The sequence below is a fragment of the Agrobacterium sp. genome (assembly GCF_059499945.1).
Genome location: NZ_JCABZP010000001.1, coordinates 1 through 20,740 on the forward strand (window position 1 = coordinate 1; position 20,740 = coordinate 20,740).

The 20,740-nt window shown below is 56.6% G+C and carries 20 protein-coding genes and 2 pseudogenes; 15 read left to right on the top strand and 7 right to left on the bottom strand.

Going from position 1 to position 20,740, the window contains the following annotated elements; translation table 11 throughout:
- Positions 1-1,057: 1,057 nt before the first annotated feature.
- The 4 genes from AC5I5B_RS00005 to AC5I5B_RS00020 form a co-directional block, all read right to left on the bottom strand.
- Positions 1,058-1,633 (bottom strand): hypothetical protein, encoded by a 576-nt coding sequence (locus AC5I5B_RS00005; protein WP_112958807.1) that lies wholly within the window; start codon positions 1,631-1,633, stop codon positions 1,058-1,060.
- Positions 1,634-1,635: 2 nt separating this feature from the next.
- Entirely contained in the window at positions 1,636-3,294 is a 1,659-nt protein-coding gene (locus AC5I5B_RS00010) for a putative dsRNA-binding protein (RefSeq protein ID WP_112958808.1), read from the bottom strand.
- Between the two features lie 128 nt (positions 3,295-3,422).
- Positions 3,423-3,779, bottom strand: coding sequence for a type II toxin-antitoxin system RelE/ParE family toxin (locus tag AC5I5B_RS00015; RefSeq protein ID WP_112958809.1), 357 nt, complete (start codon positions 3,777-3,779; stop codon positions 3,423-3,425).
- Between the two features lie 2 nt (positions 3,780-3,781).
- A complete protein-coding gene (locus tag AC5I5B_RS00020) occupies positions 3,782-4,033 on the bottom strand; it encodes a ribbon-helix-helix domain-containing protein (protein WP_112958810.1) in 252 nt (83 codons plus the stop codon).
- 302 nt (positions 4,034-4,335) lie between these two features.
- Between AC5I5B_RS00020 and AC5I5B_RS00025 the strand changes: the two genes are divergently transcribed.
- Positions 4,336-5,544 carry an MFS transporter gene (locus tag AC5I5B_RS00025; RefSeq protein ID WP_425904063.1) on the top strand — a complete coding sequence of 403 codons (1,209 nt, stop codon included), beginning with the start codon at positions 4,336-4,338 and terminating at the stop codon, positions 5,542-5,544.
- Positions 5,545-5,696: 152 nt separating this feature from the next.
- On the opposite strand, the pseudogene AC5I5B_RS00030 reads toward AC5I5B_RS00025, so the two are convergent.
- A pseudogene (locus AC5I5B_RS00030) lies at positions 5,697-6,030 on the bottom strand (adenylate/guanylate cyclase domain-containing protein); the annotation flags it as partial.
- Between the two features lie 333 nt (positions 6,031-6,363).
- On the opposite strand from AC5I5B_RS00030, the gene AC5I5B_RS00035 reads away from it, so the two are divergent.
- The gene (locus AC5I5B_RS00035) at positions 6,364-6,651 is read left to right on the top strand and encodes a hypothetical protein (RefSeq protein ID WP_003509678.1); all 288 of its coding nucleotides are present in this window, start codon (positions 6,364-6,366) and stop codon (positions 6,649-6,651) included.
- A gap of 63 nt (positions 6,652-6,714) precedes the next feature.
- Here the strand turns inward: AC5I5B_RS00035 and AC5I5B_RS00040 are convergent, their stop codons facing one another.
- Both AC5I5B_RS00040 and AC5I5B_RS00045 read right to left on the bottom strand, forming a co-directional pair.
- A complete protein-coding gene (locus AC5I5B_RS00040; protein ID WP_111791577.1) occupies positions 6,715-6,984 on the bottom strand; it encodes a DUF1488 family protein in 270 nt (89 codons plus the stop codon).
- The gene (locus tag AC5I5B_RS00045; protein ID WP_080866652.1) at positions 6,981-7,274 is read right to left on the bottom strand and encodes a hypothetical protein; all 294 of its coding nucleotides are present in this window, start codon (positions 7,272-7,274) and stop codon (positions 6,981-6,983) included. Before AC5I5B_RS00045 ends, AC5I5B_RS00040 begins: the two co-directional genes overlap by 4 nt.
- Positions 7,275-7,824: 550 nt before the next feature.
- On the opposite strand from AC5I5B_RS00045, the gene AC5I5B_RS00050 reads away from it, so the two are divergent.
- The 13 genes and pseudogenes from AC5I5B_RS00050 (at position 7,825) to AC5I5B_RS00110 (ending at position 20,683) form a co-directional block, all read left to right on the top strand.
- A complete protein-coding gene (locus AC5I5B_RS00050; RefSeq protein WP_003504088.1) occupies positions 7,825-8,034 on the top strand; it encodes a cold-shock protein in 210 nt (69 codons plus the stop codon).
- Positions 8,035-8,163: 129 nt separating this feature from the next.
- Positions 8,164-8,388, top strand: coding sequence for a hypothetical protein (locus AC5I5B_RS00055; RefSeq protein ID WP_080866653.1), 225 nt, complete (start codon positions 8,164-8,166; stop codon positions 8,386-8,388).
- Positions 8,389-8,439: 51 nt separating this feature from the next.
- A pseudogene (locus tag AC5I5B_RS00060) lies at positions 8,440-8,679 on the top strand (transposase); the annotation flags it as partial.
- A gap of 149 nt (positions 8,680-8,828) precedes the next feature.
- Complete coding sequence (locus AC5I5B_RS00065) at positions 8,829-9,980, top strand: transporter substrate-binding domain-containing protein (RefSeq protein ID WP_080866654.1); 1,152 nt, start codon at positions 8,829-8,831, stop codon at positions 9,978-9,980.
- Positions 9,981-9,991: 11 nt separating this feature from the next.
- Positions 9,992-10,600, top strand: a complete 609-nt coding sequence (locus AC5I5B_RS00070; RefSeq protein WP_080866655.1) for an ANTAR domain-containing response regulator — start codon at positions 9,992-9,994, stop codon at positions 10,598-10,600.
- Positions 10,601-10,848: 248 nt separating this feature from the next.
- Complete coding sequence (locus AC5I5B_RS00075; RefSeq protein ID WP_035213517.1) at positions 10,849-12,099, top strand: transporter substrate-binding domain-containing protein; 1,251 nt, start codon at positions 10,849-10,851, stop codon at positions 12,097-12,099.
- A gap of 155 nt (positions 12,100-12,254) precedes the next feature.
- A complete protein-coding gene (gene urtB / locus AC5I5B_RS00080) occupies positions 12,255-13,148 on the top strand; it encodes an urea ABC transporter permease subunit UrtB (protein ID WP_035213515.1) in 894 nt (297 codons plus the stop codon).
- Between the two features lies 1 nt (position 13,149).
- On the top strand, positions 13,150-14,289 hold the full coding sequence (gene urtC / locus AC5I5B_RS00085) for an urea ABC transporter permease subunit UrtC (RefSeq protein WP_129566753.1): 1,140 nt from the start codon (positions 13,150-13,152) through the stop codon (positions 14,287-14,289).
- A gap of 1 nt (position 14,290) precedes the next feature.
- Entirely contained in the window at positions 14,291-15,040 is a 750-nt protein-coding gene (gene urtD / locus AC5I5B_RS00090; protein WP_112958728.1) for an urea ABC transporter ATP-binding protein UrtD, read from the top strand.
- Positions 15,040-15,735 carry an urea ABC transporter ATP-binding subunit UrtE gene (gene urtE / locus AC5I5B_RS00095; protein ID WP_111785478.1) on the top strand — a complete coding sequence of 232 codons (696 nt, stop codon included), beginning with the start codon at positions 15,040-15,042 and terminating at the stop codon, positions 15,733-15,735. Before urtD ends, urtE begins: the two co-directional genes overlap by 1 nt.
- A 25-nt stretch (positions 15,736-15,760) precedes the next feature.
- Positions 15,761-17,512 carry a nitrilase-related carbon-nitrogen hydrolase gene (locus tag AC5I5B_RS00100; RefSeq protein WP_162724184.1) on the top strand — a complete coding sequence of 584 codons (1,752 nt, stop codon included), beginning with the start codon at positions 15,761-15,763 and terminating at the stop codon, positions 17,510-17,512.
- Positions 17,513-17,523: 11 nt separating this feature from the next.
- Entirely contained in the window at positions 17,524-18,678 is a 1,155-nt protein-coding gene (locus AC5I5B_RS00105; protein ID WP_060723842.1) for an iron-containing alcohol dehydrogenase, read from the top strand.
- Between the two features lie 421 nt (positions 18,679-19,099).
- Positions 19,100-20,683 carry an ABC transporter substrate-binding protein gene (locus tag AC5I5B_RS00110; RefSeq protein WP_112958729.1) on the top strand — a complete coding sequence of 528 codons (1,584 nt, stop codon included), beginning with the start codon at positions 19,100-19,102 and terminating at the stop codon, positions 20,681-20,683.
- The last annotated feature ends 57 nt before the right edge of the window (positions 20,684-20,740 follow it).

Genomic DNA, 20,740 nt, shown 5'->3' on the forward strand with positions numbered 1-20,740 from the left:
GAAATCAACTCCAATCAAATCCATCTCGGTTATATAGTTTCCGCGCATAACAATTCTCCATCCATATCAGCAAATTCAACATAAAATTCATATATTTACACGTAGTCGGCCCGCAATCCGCAAATTGCAGGTCCGTAAAAGTCAATTCTGCTCACGGATTCTCACCCGCCTTCAGTCACGCATATATAATCCATCGCAACATATATTTTATATGTTTTCTTGCTGGATATTACATAAATATATGTTTATGGGAGCCGCCCAGATCGCATCCGGCCTGCACTCTTCGTATCCACCAACGAATCCGCACTCTCCTTCTGGTTGTGTAAATATTGTTTCTTGAGCTGCCGATTTCGAATCTTTGCCCTCACATAAAGAGATCGTGCCCACCTCCTCCTCCCCAGGGCGGTATCTGCACGAGCAGCAAGGACGTACATCTCATAGAGACCCATTGAACACACCTTTCCTATCACGCGACGCAGTTGCGACCGTGTTGTGAGCTTCATCTCTTTTTTCCATCAGCCTTTCAGCTCGATGGGCATTGCAACGGGGCACTGAAAATTGCCGCCTGTGGAAAATAAAGACACTTATCAGTGCCCCGCCTCAGCGGTTTATGCCTGTCAGAGCGTGTCCTTCAGAAAATGCGTTTCGGAGAAATAGAGAGGCCCACCACAAACCAGATTCCATCTCTCCTCCGGTCATTGCCAGAGGGCTTTCCCTGTCAGACCCCGAAATATGAGAGCGACGTCTTCTCCCACAACCGGCGCTGGTTCAGCGCAAAACCGGAGCACTTACCGGTTCATCGCAGAACAGGCTTAGTATAGGCCAGGTAAACAGAGTGGGGATAACCATAGAGGAAAAAAGCCCTTCCCAACGGGCTGAGGACAAAGGCGGAAGGGAATAAAAGCACCAACTCGCTGGAAAATAAGGGGCTTTACGCCAAAATGCGCAAATCGAAACCAAAAACAAATTTTTACTTCTACATCATTCATGCCCACTTCTGGCTCGATGCGGAGGTAAAATAGCTGGGAGCTAGCAGGGGCCACGTTTATAAGTGTACTTAGCTTTCGGCCTCAATAACGTCGAAATGCCATCTAACAGCCTCGATGACTAGTTGGCCACAGGCGTTTACCGATTGTACTATGACGTCGCGAACGTGTGTTTCAATATTTTCGTCGGCGGCAATATCTAGTTTCAAAACCCCAAGCCAGTTCGGATGAACGGCTTCACAAAGCACGTCGTATGTTGCTTGAAGACTTTCGTCCTTCTTGTAGATGACCCGAAGGCAGTCGTTTATATGAACACCTTGGCCAGCACCAAACGTTTTCGTCGAGAAGAGATATTTTTCAGCTCGCTTAAGCGTATTTATATCCGGTTTTCTCGGATTCACATCTTCCGAGAAGGCTACAAACAGTGCGCAGGCCTCTATATTCGCGCGAGCGAAAAGGCTCGACTGTAGCCAGTGACGATCCGTGGCTGCGGAGATTGCACCAGCTCCGCAAATCAAGATACGATTCCTCAGCGAATTAATGAAGGACGTCAAGACCTTCCCGCCTCCAGTGAAAGTCCGCAGTTCGGGCGGCGGCTCCAAGCGGACGTTAGAAAGATAGTGGTAGGCATAGCTATAGTCTGACATCACTAACAGGCCCCGGCTAGCATCTTCAGCATCTCATAGGATGCTTTGTTGCGCGCCTTGATTTTTGTGCCTGCAACTCCCTTCGTAATGTGGCCAGCGTACTCAATCGAACACTCAAAAATCGGGGCATGACTTTGGCGCTTTTCAGTCAGCAGGCGGTATGAAACGTGAGATTCGAGGTCGGGTCGCTTATGCATACTCTCCAGCAGCATGGTCGTGAACGACAGGCCCGGATCGAACTCAGGAACAGTCGCGCCAATCTGAACCTGCGTCGAACGCCGCTCGAAAAATTTTTCAAATAACAAAGCCGCTTTTTCAAGACCGCATTCGCGATACTCAGAATAGATAACGCTCTGCACGATATCCCGCCTCTGTGCATCGCTCAGCGGATTCCGTGAGTTCCCGACCTGTGCGTGAAACCGCTCGATGACCGGAACCACAGCTTCTTTAACGATTGTTCGCTGTGTGAACCGATCGGTATGAGGACGCACTGTGATGAACGCTTCAAGCTGAGACCCGAAGAACGAATCTCGTTCGTTGTCTCTGAAACTTTCGCCTGGCACGAGATCGCTCCTCAACGTGAAGGATGCAGCTAGGCCTTCGACACTTTGACCAAAGCCAAGCGTGCCCCTAAGCTTCTCCGCGCTAGCGACTATCGATGGAGACAATCTCGCGAGATTCTGCCCGTACTTCCTTCTCCTAAAGTATTTATCTCGGATCAACTGCTGGAGACGTGGCCTATGGCTTCTTGACGTGGCTACCTTCTCAAGGAGATTAGCTGCTGCGCGCGCGGATACCTCGAGCTTCGACCCGCCTTCCACGGCAGAGGATTCTAGACCATCGGTTGACACAATACAGCTCATTACGGCGGCGTGGTCTGGTCCTCCGACTCGTTCGATCCGATACTGAGGCACTCTCAATCCAGCAGAATGGCAAAACTCCTGGAGCATCATCTTTGAATCACCGCAAACGATGTCGATGACGTCCTTACTGGCGATATCTACAGTCGGAATGTATTTTTCCACAATAAACGTTATTGCTTCATTCTCTGATTTGTTAGTGCCAAGATAGGTAACGAGTTTGTGGAAGGCGTCAACGATTACTTGTTTCGATACAACAGTGGACTTCTGGTCTATTGGCGGGCCGAAACCAAGAGTGACCCAAACTCGCTCGACAGTCTCACCCTTGGTGTAGTGATGAAGCACCGGACTCAACAGCCGCGGTGCGAAATTTGCATACGCGACTGATTTCGCTAGATGGTTTGATATCACGAACTTGAAGAGGAGATTTCCGTAAATCGGCAGAAGTTCCTGATGGCCGAAGGTCCGTCTTACGAGGCCGGTTTTGTCAGGAATCGCTCGTATCGCTTCTATGTCGGGTTGCCGCATCAGTACAGAGGCGAACTCCGGTCCCAAGTTTCCCAATACAGCACGAAACTTCTTCCAGTAGCGCTCGTAGTACTCGATGCAGGCTTTCTGCAACGACTCTGCGTTTTCAATACGTCGGACGAACTGTTGGGCCTCCGTCGAAAATGATAGAAGCTCACTCTCGTATATCGCGGATAGCTCGTCTTTAGGGGCATGCTTTGAAAACTGTGGATCATTCTCTTCCAGTATGGAAGCAACCAGTTCCCGGATGTCAGATGAGGTCTCTTCAGCCATTTTTAGACTTTAATGTTTCTGCACTTAGCCGCTTGCTGGCGACAATATCACCTTGTAGTTGCCAAATCTGCAAGAGCTTTCACTTCATGAGCGGTAATTTCAGCTCCGGTTTCCGTTTGGATAAGCCGCTAAAGCCGATAACCCCTAGCGTCGAGCGCCGTAAGATCTTCTCTCAAGCGTACGGCCATATCCATCCGCGCATGCAATATACTCATCACGCCCAGATCGCCGTTATCAAGCTCTCGGAAAAACAGGTAATGATGCTCATGCCTACTGAAATAAGCCTCGCGCATGATGTCACCGGGAACGGCAAGTCTTTGGGGAAGACGCCGCCAAAGCAGGTGGTTGTCACAGAGGCGCTGCAAATGCGCGTGGAGGCCACGTATATAGGTCTCAGGCTGCGCTTCGCCCCAAGCATCCACGGTGTCACGCCAAATTTTATCTTGTGCGGCGTCGGCAGCCGCATAAAAGCGGTAAGTTGCCATAACTAGCGACGCTTATTTCGGCCGATTACATCGTCAGCAGAGACGGCTATAAACTCGCTATCATCCGCGCGCATGGCGGGAGCCAGTTCCTTTCGCAAGGCCTCCCATGCTTCGTCGCGGGTTTGCAGGTCACGCCGGATAAGCGCTCTAATATACTCGCTCGCATTCTCATAAAGACCGTCATCACCAATCTGCTGCTGGATATGGTCTTGCAGCGCTCCGCTAACTTTGACGTGAATGCTACCTGACGGCATGACGTTTTCCTTTTTCTCTCCTCAACTATGGAAAGCGTAGCATATATTGTCAATATTCATCACAGGCTCCGGCAATTGGCGCATAAGTTGATAGCTCTTCGCGCCGGACACATTCACCTTCCGTGTGGTCGGTGACTGATTTCCAGTCAGGCTATGAATCTAGGAAATGTGGCCACGCACATGCACATCCGAACATTGTGCAACGCACAAAATTCGGAGGAATAGGTATGAAATTCGGATTTTTAGATACATATCATCCGAAAAAATTCGTCTAAAACTCTCCCAACTCAAGGAGAGAGACCATGACGGACACGACATCAGAATTTGATGGGGCAACGATTGGCCTGGAGGCCGCAGAGGAACCCGCATGGACCACCGCAACCTGGTTTGCGGTTCTTTCGATGGCGGCCACCAGTTTTGCGCTGGTATCGGCCGAGTTTCTGCCAGCGGGATTGTTGACGCCCATGGCGCGCGATCTCGGCATTACAGAGGGCACGGCGGGACAGGTCGTTACGGCGACAGCTTCCGTGGGCGCTGTAACGGCTTTGCTGAGCAATGTTCTCATCGGCAAACTGAACCGCAAGACTGTGCTTGTCGGTCTTAGCGCGCTGGCGATTGGCTCCAACATTCTCGCATCAGTTGCTGCCGATTTCTGGCTATTGCTGGTCGGCCGGGCCGGACTGGGTATTGCGCTCAGCGGTTTCTGGGCGCTTTCGGTTGCTGTCGTGGCGCGGCTCGTTGGCGCAAATTCGACCGGGCGCGGCATGGCTATCGTCACACTCGGCGTTTCACTCGCCACCATTGCGGCTCCCTCCATGGGCGCCTTGATCAGCGACTGGGTGGGATGGCGCATCGCCATGTCGATGACGGCGGGGCTTGCCGTAATTGCGATGCTGCTGCAGATACTCAGCCTGCCGTCGCTGCCGGCAAGTACGAGCAACAGTCTTTCCGATGTTCTGCGGCTGACGCGGCGGCGCAGCGTTCAACTGGGGATGCTGGCAATCCTGTTGCTGATGACGGGGCATTTCGCCGGTTCGGTCTATGTGCGTCCCTTCCTCGAACAGGTGACGCTGCTTGAGACCACGCCGATTGCCCTCGCCCTGCTCGGCTTTGGCGTCGCTTCGGTGATCGGCAATGTGCTGGGGGGCCGGATGGCTGACACCAGTATCCGCCTCGCGCTCATCGTCACCGCCGCCCTGATGGCATTTGCGACGATCGCCCTCGTTGTCTGGGGTGTTCATACCGGTGCCGCATTTGCCCTCGTCGCCCTTTGGGGCCTTGCCTTCGGCATGGCGCCCGTGGTGCTGCCGACCAACCTTTCCCGCGGCGCACCCGACGCCCTGGAAGCAGCAGGCAGCCTGATGGTCGTTTCCTTTCAGGTGGCCATCAGTATCGGTGCGGTTTTCGGCGGCTATATCGTGGATTCCTACGGTGCCACTGCTCCGCTGGCGCTGACCGCGATCCTGGCTGCATCCACGGTCGCTCTGGCCTTGCTGCAGCGCCCCGATTGATCGCTGCCTTCCCGCCTCACATCATCTGGAGGCAAGGCGTCTGATCAAGCGCAATTGTGCTGGCGTTGCCTGACGCCAGCACACGGGTTTCCACGCTTGCCGTTACCGGCAGGCGGGTTCGTCGTGATCGCATTCGATGCGAGCAACCGTTATTAGTGCAGCCACTCGCAACGATAGGCGAGGACCGGCTCGGCAAAGCCTTTCAGCCTGTAACGATCCCCATGCACGAGGACATCGGCGCTGCCATATTCCTGCAGGGGTCTTGTCCGATATCAGGATCTGATCGCTCTCGGCGGCAGCGCAAAGCCTTGCGGCCAATTGCACGGTCGTGCCGAAGAAATCATTGCTGTCTTCGATTGGCTCACCACAATCCAGCCCGATGCGGATGTGGATGGGCTCGCCTTTATCGCTGTTATAGCGATGGAACTCGCGTTGGATATCAATGGCGCAATCCACGGCAAATGGCGTTGAGGAGAACACGGCCATGGTTATCGCCAAAGAGACCGGAGGCCTTTGATCAGCACTCCCAAACTACCGAATTGCTTCATTGCTAAACGAGCGGAACAGGTCCATTATGATTGTTCCAGCAGCCATATTACGGGCGCTGCTGTTTAAGGGTTGAATACCCTGGCCCCGACAAAGGAGGACGCCATGTCTTCCATATTTCACCAACCGACGAAACATAATCTCGCAACTGTGGCTGGCTACGTCTTGTCTGCGGCAAGCGTTGCGCTGATCGTCTACATCCTCTTCGGAGCATAGTTGCGAATAGCTGGCTGCAAATGCGCCGGTTCAACGCAACGGAAAGCGGTGTTCGAAATGATCGAAAGAACCACAGAGACCGAAATCACATTCATGCATCCGTTCCGTCTGGAAGCCCTTACGGAACCCCTGGGAGCGGGCACATATCGCCTGGTCGTAGACGAGGAATTGATAGAAGGCTTGAGCTTCACGGCATATCGCCGGGTGGCAACCCACCTTGAGATTCCCGCAATTTCCATCGCGGTGACCCGACGCCAGTTCCTGCAGGTATCATCAGCCGAGATCGATGAGGCATTGGCTCTTGATGGCGCAAGCGCGGACGTCAGCCCGCGTGTCGTTCCATAATTTCGCCATGCTCGAGGATTGCCGCATGGGTAATCCCGGCGAAAGGGGATCAGGCGCAGTTGCCTAGCCAAGGTCTGAGGCTGTGAGGATATTCATATTGCGCTTATACTTGGCGTAGACCTTCTTCGCGGCGGCATAGATGGGCGTGCGCATCGCGTCGAAAGTCGAAAGGCATTGGGCTTCCGACATGCCCATGGCATGTCCCCGGCCCTTGGCGAGCGCCTCCGCCTCGACAAAAAACCGGATTTCAAACATGCCGTCATGGCCGAAAAAGCGTACGGCTTTGCGCACCTCGTCAAAACTGCGGGCCGTGTTGGGGAAAGCGAGCGTCATGGTTGGCACCTGTTGCGCTCTTCCCTTCGCAAGGCGTTACGCCGGTTGAGCGACAACATGCCATCGGTCGCTTCCGCTATGCTGAGATCCGTCAGCCTGCGGCCACCTATGCGTACCGGCACGCCGGTGAACACATGGTATATCGTCCAGCTTTGATCCCTCTCTATCCTTCTTCCATATTGAGTCTCGAGCGTATCGGCGACTAAAGCGCCGCCTTCGTTCTCCCAGGCTTCTATTCTGAGCGCCTGGCGCCTGTGTTCGTTATACGTGTCCATGGACTTGCCTTTCATATGGAACTCACGCGCGGATTTCGTCCACGTGAAGCTGTTTCATTCGACGTCTCGATTGGAGTCTCCCCGGATGGATGCCATGCGGAGGCTTTAAAGAAATGGCTGATGATGTACGATCGGCCACCATCTGGCAGCCGCATGTCGCAATGGGTGAAAACTTCGCGGCGTGGCAAAAAATGACGTCGCACCGTTGGCGCGAATTTTCGCTATCGGACGGAGAAAAGAAGACGGCGCCTCTCTGACACCGCAGCGTCATGCTGCCAGCACGACGAAACCGGATCATGCGCCCGGATTGCGCGGAAAACAAGGCGACGGGGCCGTAGCGTTGCGCGCGGCAACACAACCCTTTAACGAGATGAAGTACTCAAGAAAAACCAATGGTTGACACTCCGGCAAGGGCTGTATATAAGGGGCAATCGAATTTGCTTGCTGAGCTTTGCTTATCGCGCGACTGGCAACGCGTTCTGAACGAACCTTCCTTTCAAAATCGCTATCACTATCCGCAGCGCCTGAGTGCTGTGGTTTCTCTATTGCTATGAAAGGGTTCATCATGACCACTGGCACAGTTAAATGGTTCAATTCCACCAAGGGTTTCGGCTTCATTCAGCCTGACAATGGCGGCGCCGATGCGTTCGTCCACATCTCCGCCGTTGAGCGCGCCGGCATGCGCGAACTCGTCGAAGGTCAGAAGATCGGCTTCGAGCTTGAGCGCGACAACAAGTCGGGCAAAATGTCGGCCTGCAATCTGCAGGCTGCCTAAGGGTCTGTGCTTCCCTTTGACCACGGATGTACTGGCACTGCCGGAAGCACGCCAACCCAATCAAGGCCAGGCAAATTGCCTGGCCTTTTGTTTTTCGCTCGCTCTTCGAGCATCATCACCGGAACACCCATGACAGAAAAATACAGTATTTCCCGCCAGAAGGCCGAACTCGCCTTCAGCCACATCCAGGCGCCGTTCTTCGCGAAGGAAAAAGCGCTTGAAGAGCTCGATTCCATTGCGCAATCCCGCGATGCAAAGACCCTGCGCCTTCGGGAAGCCCGTCTTGCGAAGGAATTGTCGGATCGTACCGCCGCAACATCCGCTCTGCTTGCCAAACGCGCCCGCGCGCGTTGATCAAAATCCGCGCCGTGATCGCCGTCCGCACAAAAGACCTGCCTTGACAACTTGACCACCCGCCCGGATCCCGTTCCTGCAGACCACATGCTACGCGGGATCGACCGCCATCTCGATCTCGACAGCTTACGAGCGCAGTTGAAGCCTTTCTACAGCGCCACGGGCCGCCCCTAGATTGATCCCGAGCTTATGATGCGAATGCTGATCATCGGCTATTCCATGGGCATTCGCCTATGCGTTATGGAAGATGAACGTATATGTCGGCGATCACCGCTGGCACCCACCCATAGGACAACCATCGAGACGCTTCCTTTGGCTATTGTCACCCGACGAGGAAACTGACATCATACAGGAACAGGCTTAAATGAGCCGCTGACATTCCATGAGCAGGGTAGCTCTCGACCGGAAACGGGCGGGGGCTTTTTTATTTTTTGGTGGCGATGATGACTTCAGAAAATTGGCGGGTGGGTGTGCTTTTCTCTGAAACGGGCGTGACTGGAGCTGTGGAGAGTACCCAGAGGGCTGCGAGCCTGCTGGCGATCGACGAAATCAATGCAGCTGGTGGTGTACTTGGCCGAGCGATCGAACCTGTGGCCTATGATCCACGATCAACACCCAACCTGTATAAAGAACTTGCGGTCAAGCTTTGCGATGAAGACAGGGTCCGAGTGGTTTTCGGTTGCCATATGTCGAGCACCCGCAAAGCAGCTTTGCCCGTCATCGAGGCTCGTAATGCGCTGCTGTTCTATCCGACGCTATACGAGGGATTCGAGTACTCTCGGCATTGCATCTACACCGGCGCCGCCCCTAATCAAAACTCCGTTCAACTGGTTGATTTCCTGACCACGCACTACGGAAAGCGGGTTTTTCTCGTCGGTTCGAATTACGTCTATCCTTATGAATCAAACCGGACGATCAGCGATCTCTTCCTTCAAATCGGAGGTCAAGTCCTCGACGAGATGTACGTCCCGCTGAACCTCAAAACTGAAGATATCGCCAGGATCATCCGTCACATCCAGGCGGCCAGGCCTGATGTTATCTATTCGACGATCGTAGGCGACGGCATCATCCCGTTCTACACAGCTTTCAAGGAAGCGGGCTTTAATTCAGCGACGATGCCAATCGCAAGCCAATCGACCAGCGAGGCCGACGTGATCCGCATGCGACCGGACGTCGCCGAAGGCCACATTACGGCCGCCCCATTTTTTGCCTCGCTCAACACGCCCCGCGCCCGCGCCTTTGTCGACGCTTTCCAGCGGCAATATGGACGGGAGATGCTGCCGACCGCTCCGGCAGAAGCAGCTTATTTCCAGGTCTATCTCTATGCAGCGGCGTTGCAGCAAGCCGGGAGCGATGGGCTTGAGCAGTTGCTGCCAGCCCTATATGAGGTCGAGTACGATGCCCCGCAGGGCGCTGTGAAAGTAGACCGGCTAACCAACCACACGCACCTTTGGCCGCGAGTGGCAAGAGTGAACGCGCAGGGCGGCTACGACATCGTCTACGATCCTTCGCTGCGCGTAGCGCCAGATCCCTTCATGCGCGAATATCGCCCGGACCTGACGCAAACTTTTCCGCATCGTGTCAAGGTCTGAGAGGGAGCAACATGTCTTTCGCCCTTCTTAGAGATTTGCGGGATCTCAAGGTTCTTGTTATTCATCCCCGGACGTCTGAAGGTGAGTTTCTGGTCGATCACCTGCGGCGTATCGGCTGCACGGTCAGTTGCCTCTGGCCTGTGCCTGCCGAATTGCCGCTTGGCACCGATGTCGTCTTCCTTGCAATGGAAGACGAGGCGCGGCCGGAAATCGAACGCTTGCTGAAATGTCTCCCCAATCCTGCTCCGACAATGCTTGCCATCGTCGGTTACGAAAATCCCTCGACTTTGCAGATCGTGTTGGAAAGCGGCGCACTTGCCATTGTCGAGAGACCGATCAAACCGTTTGGCTTGCTTACCAATCTTGCCATCGCACGCAGCCTCTGGCTCGAGCGCCAAAAGCTCGTCAAGGAGGCGCGTAAATACAAGCGCAAGGTCCTGGGAGACCAGAAGCTCGCTCGGGCAAAGGCAATTTTGATGGCCAAGCGCGGCACAAGCGAGAGTGAAGCATACCGTCAAATGCGCGAGGAGGCGATGGCCCGGCGCGTGCCGATTGATGAAATCGCCAATTCAATTATAAGCGCCGAACAGCTCTTGCGCCCACCCCAAAAACATGATTAGTTTTTCAAGTGTTCCAGACGAACACCTCCGGCACATCCCTTCGTCTATGAAGCCATGTGCCGATGTTGCACGCGGCGTAGCCGTGATGCGGTGATGGCAAAGGTGCCCGCAGGCTGTGACAAGCCTCGCGGGTTTTTTGTTGTCTGCTGACAGTGACGTCAGCCCTCCAATACTTTTTCGGCATGAAAGCCTCGGCCCTGAGCCGGGCAATGCCGCTGCGTGCGCCAATCAAAAAAAGGGGAACCAAGATGGTGTTCAACAGACGTGAATTTCTGAAAACCGCAGCTACCGCTTCCGCCGCACTCGCCCTGCCGGCTCTCGGCGGCCGGGCCTTTGCCGCCGATGCCATCAAGGTCGGCGCGCTCTACTCGCAGACGGGTGGCCTTTCCGTGGCTGAAAAGCTTCTGGCCAACGGCGTCATGATGGCCGTGGCCGAAATCAACGCGGCCGGCGGCGTGCTCGGCCGGCAGGTCGAGGTCGTCGTTGAAGACGGTGCCTCCGATCCGAAGACCTTCAGCGAAAAGGCCTCGAAACTGATCCTCAAGGACAAGATCTCCACCGTGTTCGGTTGCCACACCTCCGCCAGCCGCAAGGCCGTACTGCCGATCTTCGAACGACGCGGCGCAATGCTGTTTTACCAGACGCATTATGAAGGCTTCGAGTGCTCCCGTAACGTTGTCTATTCGGGTGCAGTTCCGAACCAGCAGCTCTCCAATTACATTCCCTGGATCGTGGAGAAACTGGGCAAGAAGAAGTTCTTCATCGTTGGCTCGAACTATGTCTATCCGCGCGAGATGGCGAAGGTTTCCAAGAAACTCATCGAGGCGGCCGGGGCGGAATGGGTGGCGGACGAATATCTGGAACTCGGCCACTCGGAGTGGGCGGTCATGGTCAGCAAGATCAAGGAGTCCGGCGCGGACGTTGTTCTCTCCAACGTTGTCGGCGACTCGATCATCGCCTTCTATCGCGAATTCAAGAACCAGGGACTGTCGCAGGAGACAATCCCGATCTGCGCGACAGTGACATCCGAAATCGAGATCGCGGCCATGGGGGCCGAATATGCGGCGGGCAGCTACACATCGTTCCCCTATTTCATGTCGATCGAAACGCCTGCGAACAAAAGCTTCATCGAGCGCTTCAGAACATTCGTAAACGACCCGAAAGCCGTGACATACCATTCGCTTGAGGCCGCGTATTTCCAGGTATTTCTATGGAAACAGGCAGTCGAGAAATCCGGCGATCTGTCTGCCGATGCGATCCGGGCCGGCATTCGCGGCCAGACCTATGACGCGCCCGGCGGCAAGGTGACGACCGATCCCGACAACCTGCATTGCTGGCTGACACCGCGGATCGGGCAATGGCAGCCGGATGGCCAGAGCAAGGTCGTCAACGCCTATCCGGCGCCGATCAAGCCGTTGCCCTATTCGGCCTATGGCGAGACGGAAAGCAATCTCTTCTGCACCGGCAACGGTCTCGACGCAACCAAGCTCAAGGGCTGATCCCTTCCCCGCGTCGTCCCGCCAAGGCATGCCTGGCGGGACCATGTCTCGGCAAGGCGGATCTGCGTTTTTTCCTCTGCGTGGCGTCAACCCGCTTCGGGATTGGCAAGGAGCAGGAAAAAGTCTGGCCCGCCCTTCTCATGAACGGTGGCGTTATGCTCGATATTCTTTTCATCGGCCTCAGTCTCGGCTCGATCCTTCTTCTGGTGGCACTCGGTCTCGCCATCACGTACGGCGCCATGGGCGTCATCAACATGGCCCACGGCGAAATGGTCATGATCGGTGCATATGTCGCCGTTCTCTCGGGCATCTGGCTTAAAACCAGTCTTCTGCTCGCAATACCGCTTGCTTTCGTCATCACCGCGCTGCTTGGCCTGGCGATAGAACGGGTGGTCGTGCGGCGGCTCTACGGCCGCCTGCTGGATACGCTGCTTGCCACCTGGGGCATCGCCATCCTTCTGCAGCAGGCGGTAAGGCTGGAATTTGGCCTCACCTTTTTCGGCATTCACCTCGAAGGCCTTGGAGCCGGGCTGCAAAACGTCGCCGTGCCTTCTTATCTGCAGGGCACGTTCCGGCTCGCCGGTGCAGACATCAACGCCTACCGCACCTTCATCATTGCGGTGACTGCCGTGCTGACGCTGGCGACGTGGTTCATTCTCTACCGAACCACGGCAGGCATGCAGGTGCGCGCCATCATCCGCAATCCGAAAATGGCTGCGGCCTGCGGCATAGACGTGAAACGCATCAACGCCCTGACCTTCGCCTTCGGTTCCGGTCTCGCCGGCGTCGCCGGCGTGATGATGTCCGGCTTCAAGACTGTTTTCCCCGACATGGGCACAACGATGGTGGTCGACGGCTTCATGGTCGTGGTGACAGGCGGTGTCGGCAGCCTGTTCGGCACCGCCCTGTCTTCAGGGCTTCTCGGCGAGATCAATGCACTGGTGGCCATCGGCACGAACGACATTCTGGCGCGCGCGGTGGTTTTCGGGGTCGTCATCATTGTCATTCTCGTCAAGCCCAGCGGGCTGTTCTCGTTCAAGGGGCGCTAACATGAGCATCGAACGAAAATTGCAGATCGCCGCCTATGTCGTCTTCATCGCGCTGATCTTTGCAGCACCCGTTTTCGGCGACGAATTCTGGCTGAACCGTATCTCCAAGTATCTTGTCTATGGCATGCTCGGCGTCGCCATCGCGCTGACATGGGGATATGCGGGCATTCTCAATCTCGGCCAGGGGCTGTTCTTCGGTCTCGGCGCCTACATGCTCGCCATGTCGCTGAAGCTGTCCAGCGCGACCAGTCTGCAGCAGGGCTCCGAAAGGCCTGTTCCCGATTTCATGCTATGGAACGCCGAACCCGGCGCACCGACGGAACTATGCTGCATCAACAAGGGCTCTTTCCTCTGGCTTCCGTTTCAAAGTCAGACGGTGGGCCTCGTGCTCGGCATCGTGCTTCCCGTGATGATCGCCGGCGCACTCGGCATGCTGGTTTTCCGCAAACGCATCTCCGGTGTCTTCGTGTCGATCATCACGCTGGCACTCGTTCTGCTCGTGCGTCTCGTCATGGTCGATGCGCAACCGGTGACAAATGGCTTCAACGGCCTGACGGACCTCGGCTGGCTGACGATCGGCGGGATTGAATTCGACCCTTACAGCCGAGCGACCTATTATCTGTGTGCCATATGCCTGTCGCTGACGCTCATCGGAGCGCGTCTGGTGGTGGAGACCCGCGCGGGCATGATCCTGCAGGCGATCCGCGACGATCAGGTCCGCGCCCGTTATCTCGGCTTCGACGTCTCGCTCTACCAGATGTTCTTTTTTGCCATTTCGGCTGGGATCGCAGGTGTTGCCGGCATGCTTTACGTGGTCGTCGCGGAGTTTGCCTCGCCCACCTTCATGGACCTGTCTTTCTCGGTGACCATGGTCGTCTGGGCTGCCGTCGGCGGGCGCTCCTCCCTGCTCGGCGCCTGCATCGGCGCGATCCTGATCAACATGATCGAGGCCGAGGTGAGTGAAACCGAAGCGCTGGTGGAGGCGTGGAAAGCGATCATCGGCCTCATCTTCGTCCTCGTCGTCCTGTTCATGCCGCGTGGCCTCGGCGGCGTCGCGCATGATCTTCTGCGGCAGCTCGTCCGCCGCCTTAAGCCATCAGCGTCGTCTCCATCGTTACAGCAACAAAGCGAGGCATTGTGATATGAGTGCAATCGCATTGACCATCGACGGTCTCGGCGTCGATTTCGGCGGCTTCAGAGCCGTCAACAATGTCAGCATCACCGTCCATGATGGTGAGTTGCGGGTGTTGCTCGGCGCGAACGGCGCCGGCAAGACGACCCTGATGGATCTTATCAGCGGCAAGACCCGTAGCACGCAGGGCAAGGTCTTCGTTTACGATACCGACATCACCAACTGGCCCGAACACAGGATCGCCCGCGCCGGGATCGGCCGAAAATTCCAGATCCCCAGCATTTTCCGTGATCTCACCGTGCGACAGAATCTGGAAGTGGCCAATTGCCGCAATCCATCGGTGTTCGCCAATCTCCGGTTCGGGTTTTCGCGTGCGGAAGCAAACCGCGTCGATGAGGCGCTCGCGCTGACCGGCCTGGAAGCCGAGGCGGACTTGACCGCCGCCTATCTCAGCCATGGCCAGACGCAATGGTTGGAACTGGGCATGCTCATCGTGCAGGACCCCAAGGTCATCCTGCTGGACGAGCCGACGGCTGGCATGACCCAGGCGGAAACCCGCAAGACAGCTAACATCATCAAAAATCTCAAAGGCCGCCACACCATCCTCGTCGTTGAGCACGACATGGGTTTCGTGCGTGAAATCGCCGAGCGCATCACCGTCCTTCATCTGGGCGAGGTTCTGGCGGAAGGCAGCGTCGGCGATATCGAACACAATCCCAAAGTCCGTGAAGCCTATCTCGGTTCGAAAGGAATATCCTGATGCTGACCCTGAAAGACGTGCACAGCTATTACGGACGCAGCCACATTTTGCACGGCGTCACCCTCGATGTTCCAACCGGCAAGGTCACAAGTATTCTCGGTCGCAACGGTACCGGCAAGACCACCCTCTTGAAAACATTGATGGCGCTGACCGATCGCATGACGGGCGAGATGCATCTTCAGGGCAAGGACATCGGCGCATCCCCGACGCACAGGAGGGCGCGGGCCGGTATCGCCTACGTCCCCCAGGGCAGGGAGATTATCCCCGATTTTACCATCCGCGAAAACATCCTCATGGGCGCCTTTGCACGTGCGGATGGCAAACGCGAAATTCCAGCGCTGGTGCCGGAACTTTTCCCCTATCTGATGGCCAATCTGGACCGGCCCGGCGGCGTGCTTTCGGGCGGGCAGCAACAGCAGCTTGCCATCGCACGCGCGCTGGCCGCCGACCCGAAAGTACTGCTTCTCGATGAACCCAACGAAGGTATCCAGCCCTCCATCGTCGAGGAGATTGAAAAGATCATTATCCGGCTCAACCGGGAGATCGGCATGACGATCATCCTCGTCGAGCAAAACGTCGCATTTGCGCGCCAGGCGTCCCACCACTTCGCCATGCTCGAAAAAGGCGCCGTGGTTGCGACAGGCGCCATCGACATGCTCTCCGACGCACTCGTTCACCGCCATATGGCCGTCTGAAAAAGGCCGACCTTTCACAGAGACAATGGGAACAATCATGACATCCACACAGAGCTACACCGCCGCTACTATCCAGTTCGAACCGACCATGTTCGAAAAGGCGCGCAATATCAGCAGGCTGACGGCCCTTTGCGAGGAGGCCGCGCAGGCGGGGGCGCGCCTGATCGTCACGCCCGAAATGGGAACGACCGGCTATTGCTGGTTCGACAGGGCTGAGGTGAAACCTTTCGTCGAGACCGTCCCCGGGCCAACCACCGATATTTTCCATGCGATTGCCCGCAAGCACCGCTGCTATATCGTCGTCGGCATGCCGGAAGTCGATCCGGCGAGCGACCTCTATTACAACACAGCCGTTCTGATCGGTCCGGACGGCGTCGTTGGCCGGCACCGCAAGTCGCATCCGTATATCGCTGAGCCAAAGTGGGCTGCGAATGGCGATATCGTACATGAGGTGTTTGAAACGGAAATCGGCCGAATTTCGATGCTGGTCTGCATGGATCTGCACTTCTTCGAAACGGCGCGGCTGGAGGCCCTGGGCGGCGCCGACGTCATCTGCCACATTTCCAACTGGCTGCAGGAGCGCGCGCCCGCCCCCTACTGGATCAACCGCGCTTTCGAAAACGCCTGCTATGTCATCGAAAGCAACAGGTGGGGACTGGAGAGAACCGTGCAGTTCTCCGGAGGAAGCTGCGTGATCGAGCCTGATGGGACAGTTGCAGCAGCGATCGATACAGGCGACGGAATTGCCTATAGCCAGATCGATCTTGCCCGCGCGCGCCGTCGCGAAGTCCTGAGCGAACCGGTATTCGAGTCGCGCCGGCCCGAGCTTTACATGAACATGATGACCAACAGTTTCACCTGGAATCCGGGTGACTACTTCCGCCTCTACGGTTATCAGCCCATTCCGCCGGGGCGCAAATCGCGCGCAGCCGTTGCCCAGTTCGCCCCGTCCCCGGTGATAGCGGATAATATTGCCCAGATCACCGCGTTGGCCACCGAGGCAAAGGCGACCACAGCGCCAGATATTCTGGTTTTCCCGGAACTGTCGCTGACCGGGCTTGAGGCTCCCGGTTCCCGGGCGGAACCGCTTTCGGGCCCGACGGTCTCCGCCTTCGTGCGCCTGGCAATGAAGCTCGGTTTCTATCTCGTCGCAGGGTTTGCCGAAGCGGACGGAGACAAGGTCTACAACAGCGCGGTCCTTGCGGGTCCCGAGGGATTGGTGGGAAGCTATCGCAAGACGCATCTGGGCGTCGCCGATAGTTGGGCAACGGCGGGCGACGATTGGAAAATCTACGATCTCGCCATCGGACGGGTGGGTCTCGCGATCGGGCATGACGCGCTTTATCCGGAAGCTATCCGCTCGCTTTCGCTGATGGGCTGCGATCTGGTCGCCTGCCCTTCTGCAATCGCCGGAATATTCACCGGCAGCCATGCGGGCACCAAGATCCCGCACAACTATCCGATCCCCAAAGGGGCAGATCCTTTTCATTGGCATGCGCTACGGGTGCGCGGTGGCGAAAACAACGTCTATTTCGCCTTTGCCAATGTGCTGGACACAGAAAGGGGATATCTGGGCAAGAGCGCAGTCTTTGGGCCGGATTCCTTTGCCTTTCCCCGTCAGGAATCGCCCATTCTCGATGAGCAGGGGATCGCCGCTGCTGTCGTCGATACCACCAATCTCGACACGCCCTATCCGACAAACATCGTCAGGCGAAAGGACCTTGTCGTCATGCGTCAGCCGCATCATTATCAGCCTCTGGTCAAATGGCACCAGTGAAAGGCGGCCCGATGTCCTCATTCACCTTCACAACCGTCCCGCAGATCATCGCGGGACCGGGCTCCATCGCACGGATTTCGGAGCTTCGCGCCCTGCTCGGGTCGCGGGTTCTGGTGGTTTCGGACGACGGGGTCGTGAAGGCGGGGCTCGCTCAGCCGGCCCTCGCCCACCTTGCGGAAACCGGCGCTGAAACGTCAATCTTCGCCGGCGTTATCGCCGACCCACCGGAAGCCATCATTCACGCCGCCCTGGCGCAGGCGATCGAATTTGGCGTTACAGGTGTGCTGGGCATCGGCGGCGGCTCATCACTCGATGTCGCCAAGCTCGTCGCCCTTCTCGCCAGAAGTGGCGAAGCACTTGAGGATATTTACGGCGTTGGCAAGGTGACGGGTGGCCGTCTGCCGCTGGTGCTTGTGCCGACAACAGCGGGGACCGGATCAGAAGTCACGCCCATTTCCATCGTTACCACCGGCGCAGATCAAAAACAGGGGGTTGTATCACCGGTCCTGCTGCCGGACGCCGCTGTTCTGGACGCGAACCTGACGATCGGTCTTCCGCCGGCTGTGACCGCAGCGACGGGGATTGACGCGATGGTCCACGCCATAGAAGCGTTTACGTCCGCCAGTGCAAACAACAATGTGGTTTCCCGCGTTCTTGCAAAGGAAGCCCTCCGTCTTCTCGGGGCAAACATCACAATTGCGGTTGAGAACGGAGCCGATCTCGCCGCCAGACAGTCGATGTTGCTAGGGTCAATGTTGGCCGGGCAGGCCTTTGCCAATTCGCCCGTCGCGGCCGTACATGCTCTCGCCTATCCGATCGGCGGCCGCTACCACGTTCCCCACGGCCTTTCCAACAGCCTGGTACTGCCGCACGTGTTGCGCTTCAATGCACCAGCGTGCGGCGATTCTTATGCGGAACTGGCGCCGTACCTTTTTGCGCATCTCCAATCTGCCGACCAGATGGAGCGTCTATCCGGATTCATCGAAGGACTCGCGATGCTGCCCGCGCGCCTTAATCTTCCTGTACGGCTGAGGGATGTCGGAATTCCAAAGGAGGGAATTCCTCTGCTGGCTGAAAACGCAATGGAGCAGACCCGCCTGCTGGTCAACAATCCGCGCGAGATGTCGCTATCGGATGTTGCCGGCATCTACGAGGATGCTTGGTAACACCGCTAAACGCCACCGTAACCCGCACAAAAATCTGCATGCAGCAAGACGTGCTGCTCGGCATTGCCCCGAAAACTGCCTGTTCGCTTTGAATAGGGCCTGTATAAAAACGAAGTCTTCACCCAAGCTCCAGAAGCACCCCCGCCTGCAGGCGCCGGTGATCTTTGTCCCGCGCGCCGTCTGGCAACGGGCAGCAAGGATCAGTGTCTCTAAAGGGGAACAGCCACGCTAGCGCTTTCAGCGGTCGCGCCTGTCGACTAATTCTTTCTCAATCGACCAATAAATGGTCAAATCCCACAAATCACACTGACCACAAGCTGGGTTTTGACGGAAAAATCGAATTGGCACGCCTTTTGCTTATGACTGATTTGACCGTTTTGACTGATTTGACGGTTTGCTCAAAATAGAAAAGGGGAACTCAATGGGTTCAGAATTCAGTCGCCGCCGCTTCCTTCAAGGCTCTGTTGGCGCCGCCGCTGTCGCCGGCTATATGCAGATTAATCCTGATTTCTTCATTTCGTCGGCTTTTGCACAGGCCGGCAAGACAATGACCTTCCTGTCGGCCGAAAACATCACCGGCAACTGGGACCCCACCGCTCACACCACGCTGTCGCAGAAGAACATCGAAGGCTTCGTGATGGGTTTCCTGACCCGCACGCCGATGAAGCTCGACGACCCGGGTGCGGTCGTCTACGAGCTGGCAACCGACATCAAGCTGCTTGATCCCCACCGCCTGCAGATCAAACTGCGCGACGGCATCGTCTTTCATGACGGCAAACCCTTCAAGGCGGAAGACGTCAAGGCAACCTTTGAATACGGCTCACGGGCAGATCGTCCGGCACAGTGGTATCCCGGCCCCACCGAAACCCTGAGCATCGAAACACCCGATGATTTCACCGTCATCGTCGATACATCGAAGGGCGGTTATCCGGCCCACCTTTTCATCTTCCTCGCATCCTTCCTGCCGATCATGTCGGCCAAGGATATCGCCGGCGGCCCCGGTGGTCCGCTCTCGCAGCGGCTCAACGGCACCGGCCCGTTCAAGTTTGTAGAACAGCGCGGCAACGACACCGTGATGGCGGCGTATGACGGGTATTTCAAAGGCAAACCCGCCATTCCCGGTATCAATTTCACCTTCACCGGCGACTCTACCACCCGGATGCTGTCGTTGATGAATGGTCAGGCTTCGATTGTCGAACGGCTTGAGCCCGAACAGGTGGATTCGATCAAGGACAATCCGGCAATATTCATCAACAAGGTCGTTTCGGTCGAAAACAAGTATCTGTGGTTCCGCTGCTCGAAAGCACCTTTTGACGATCCGCGTATCCGTCTGGCCGCCTGCCATTCGATCGATCGGGACATGATCATGGAGCTGATGGGTTCGGCGGGCCACGCCTCATCCAACTTCGTATCGCCGGTCAAGTTCGGCTATGTCGACCTGCCCGACTACCCGAAATTCGACCCGGAAAAGGCACAGGCCCTGCTCGCCGAAGCCGGTTTCCCGAACGGCAAAGGGCTACCGCCGCTCGAATACATTACCTCTGTCGGTTTTTACCCGAAGACCAAGGAATATGGCGAGATGATCACGGCCATGTTGCAGGAGCAGGGCTTCAACGTCAGCCTAACCGTCCTTGAGCCCGCAGCCTGGAACGAGCAGCTTTATCATCGGCCCGGCGGCGGCCCGGGGCACATGGTCGATTGCGGCTGGTCGACGGCCTCTCCGGAACCGGACCTCGTGCTGCGCACCCATTTCCACTCCACTTCTCACCGCATCTGCGGCATCGAGGATAAGGATATCGATGCCAGTCTCGACAAGGAGCGTTCGGCACCAACTTTGGAGGAACGCAAGAAAATCCTTCAGGAGGAAACCATGCCGCTCATAGCCTCAAAAATGCCGGCGCTTTCCTTGTTCACCTCGGTAATGATCCACGCCATGCAGAAGGACTTTGAAGGCATGTACATCTATCCGGACGGATCGATCGACGCCGCCAAACCAGCTGCCTGACGGCATTCATGTGCACGCCACCTTTCCTGAGGGGGCGTGCAGACTTTCACGTGAGTT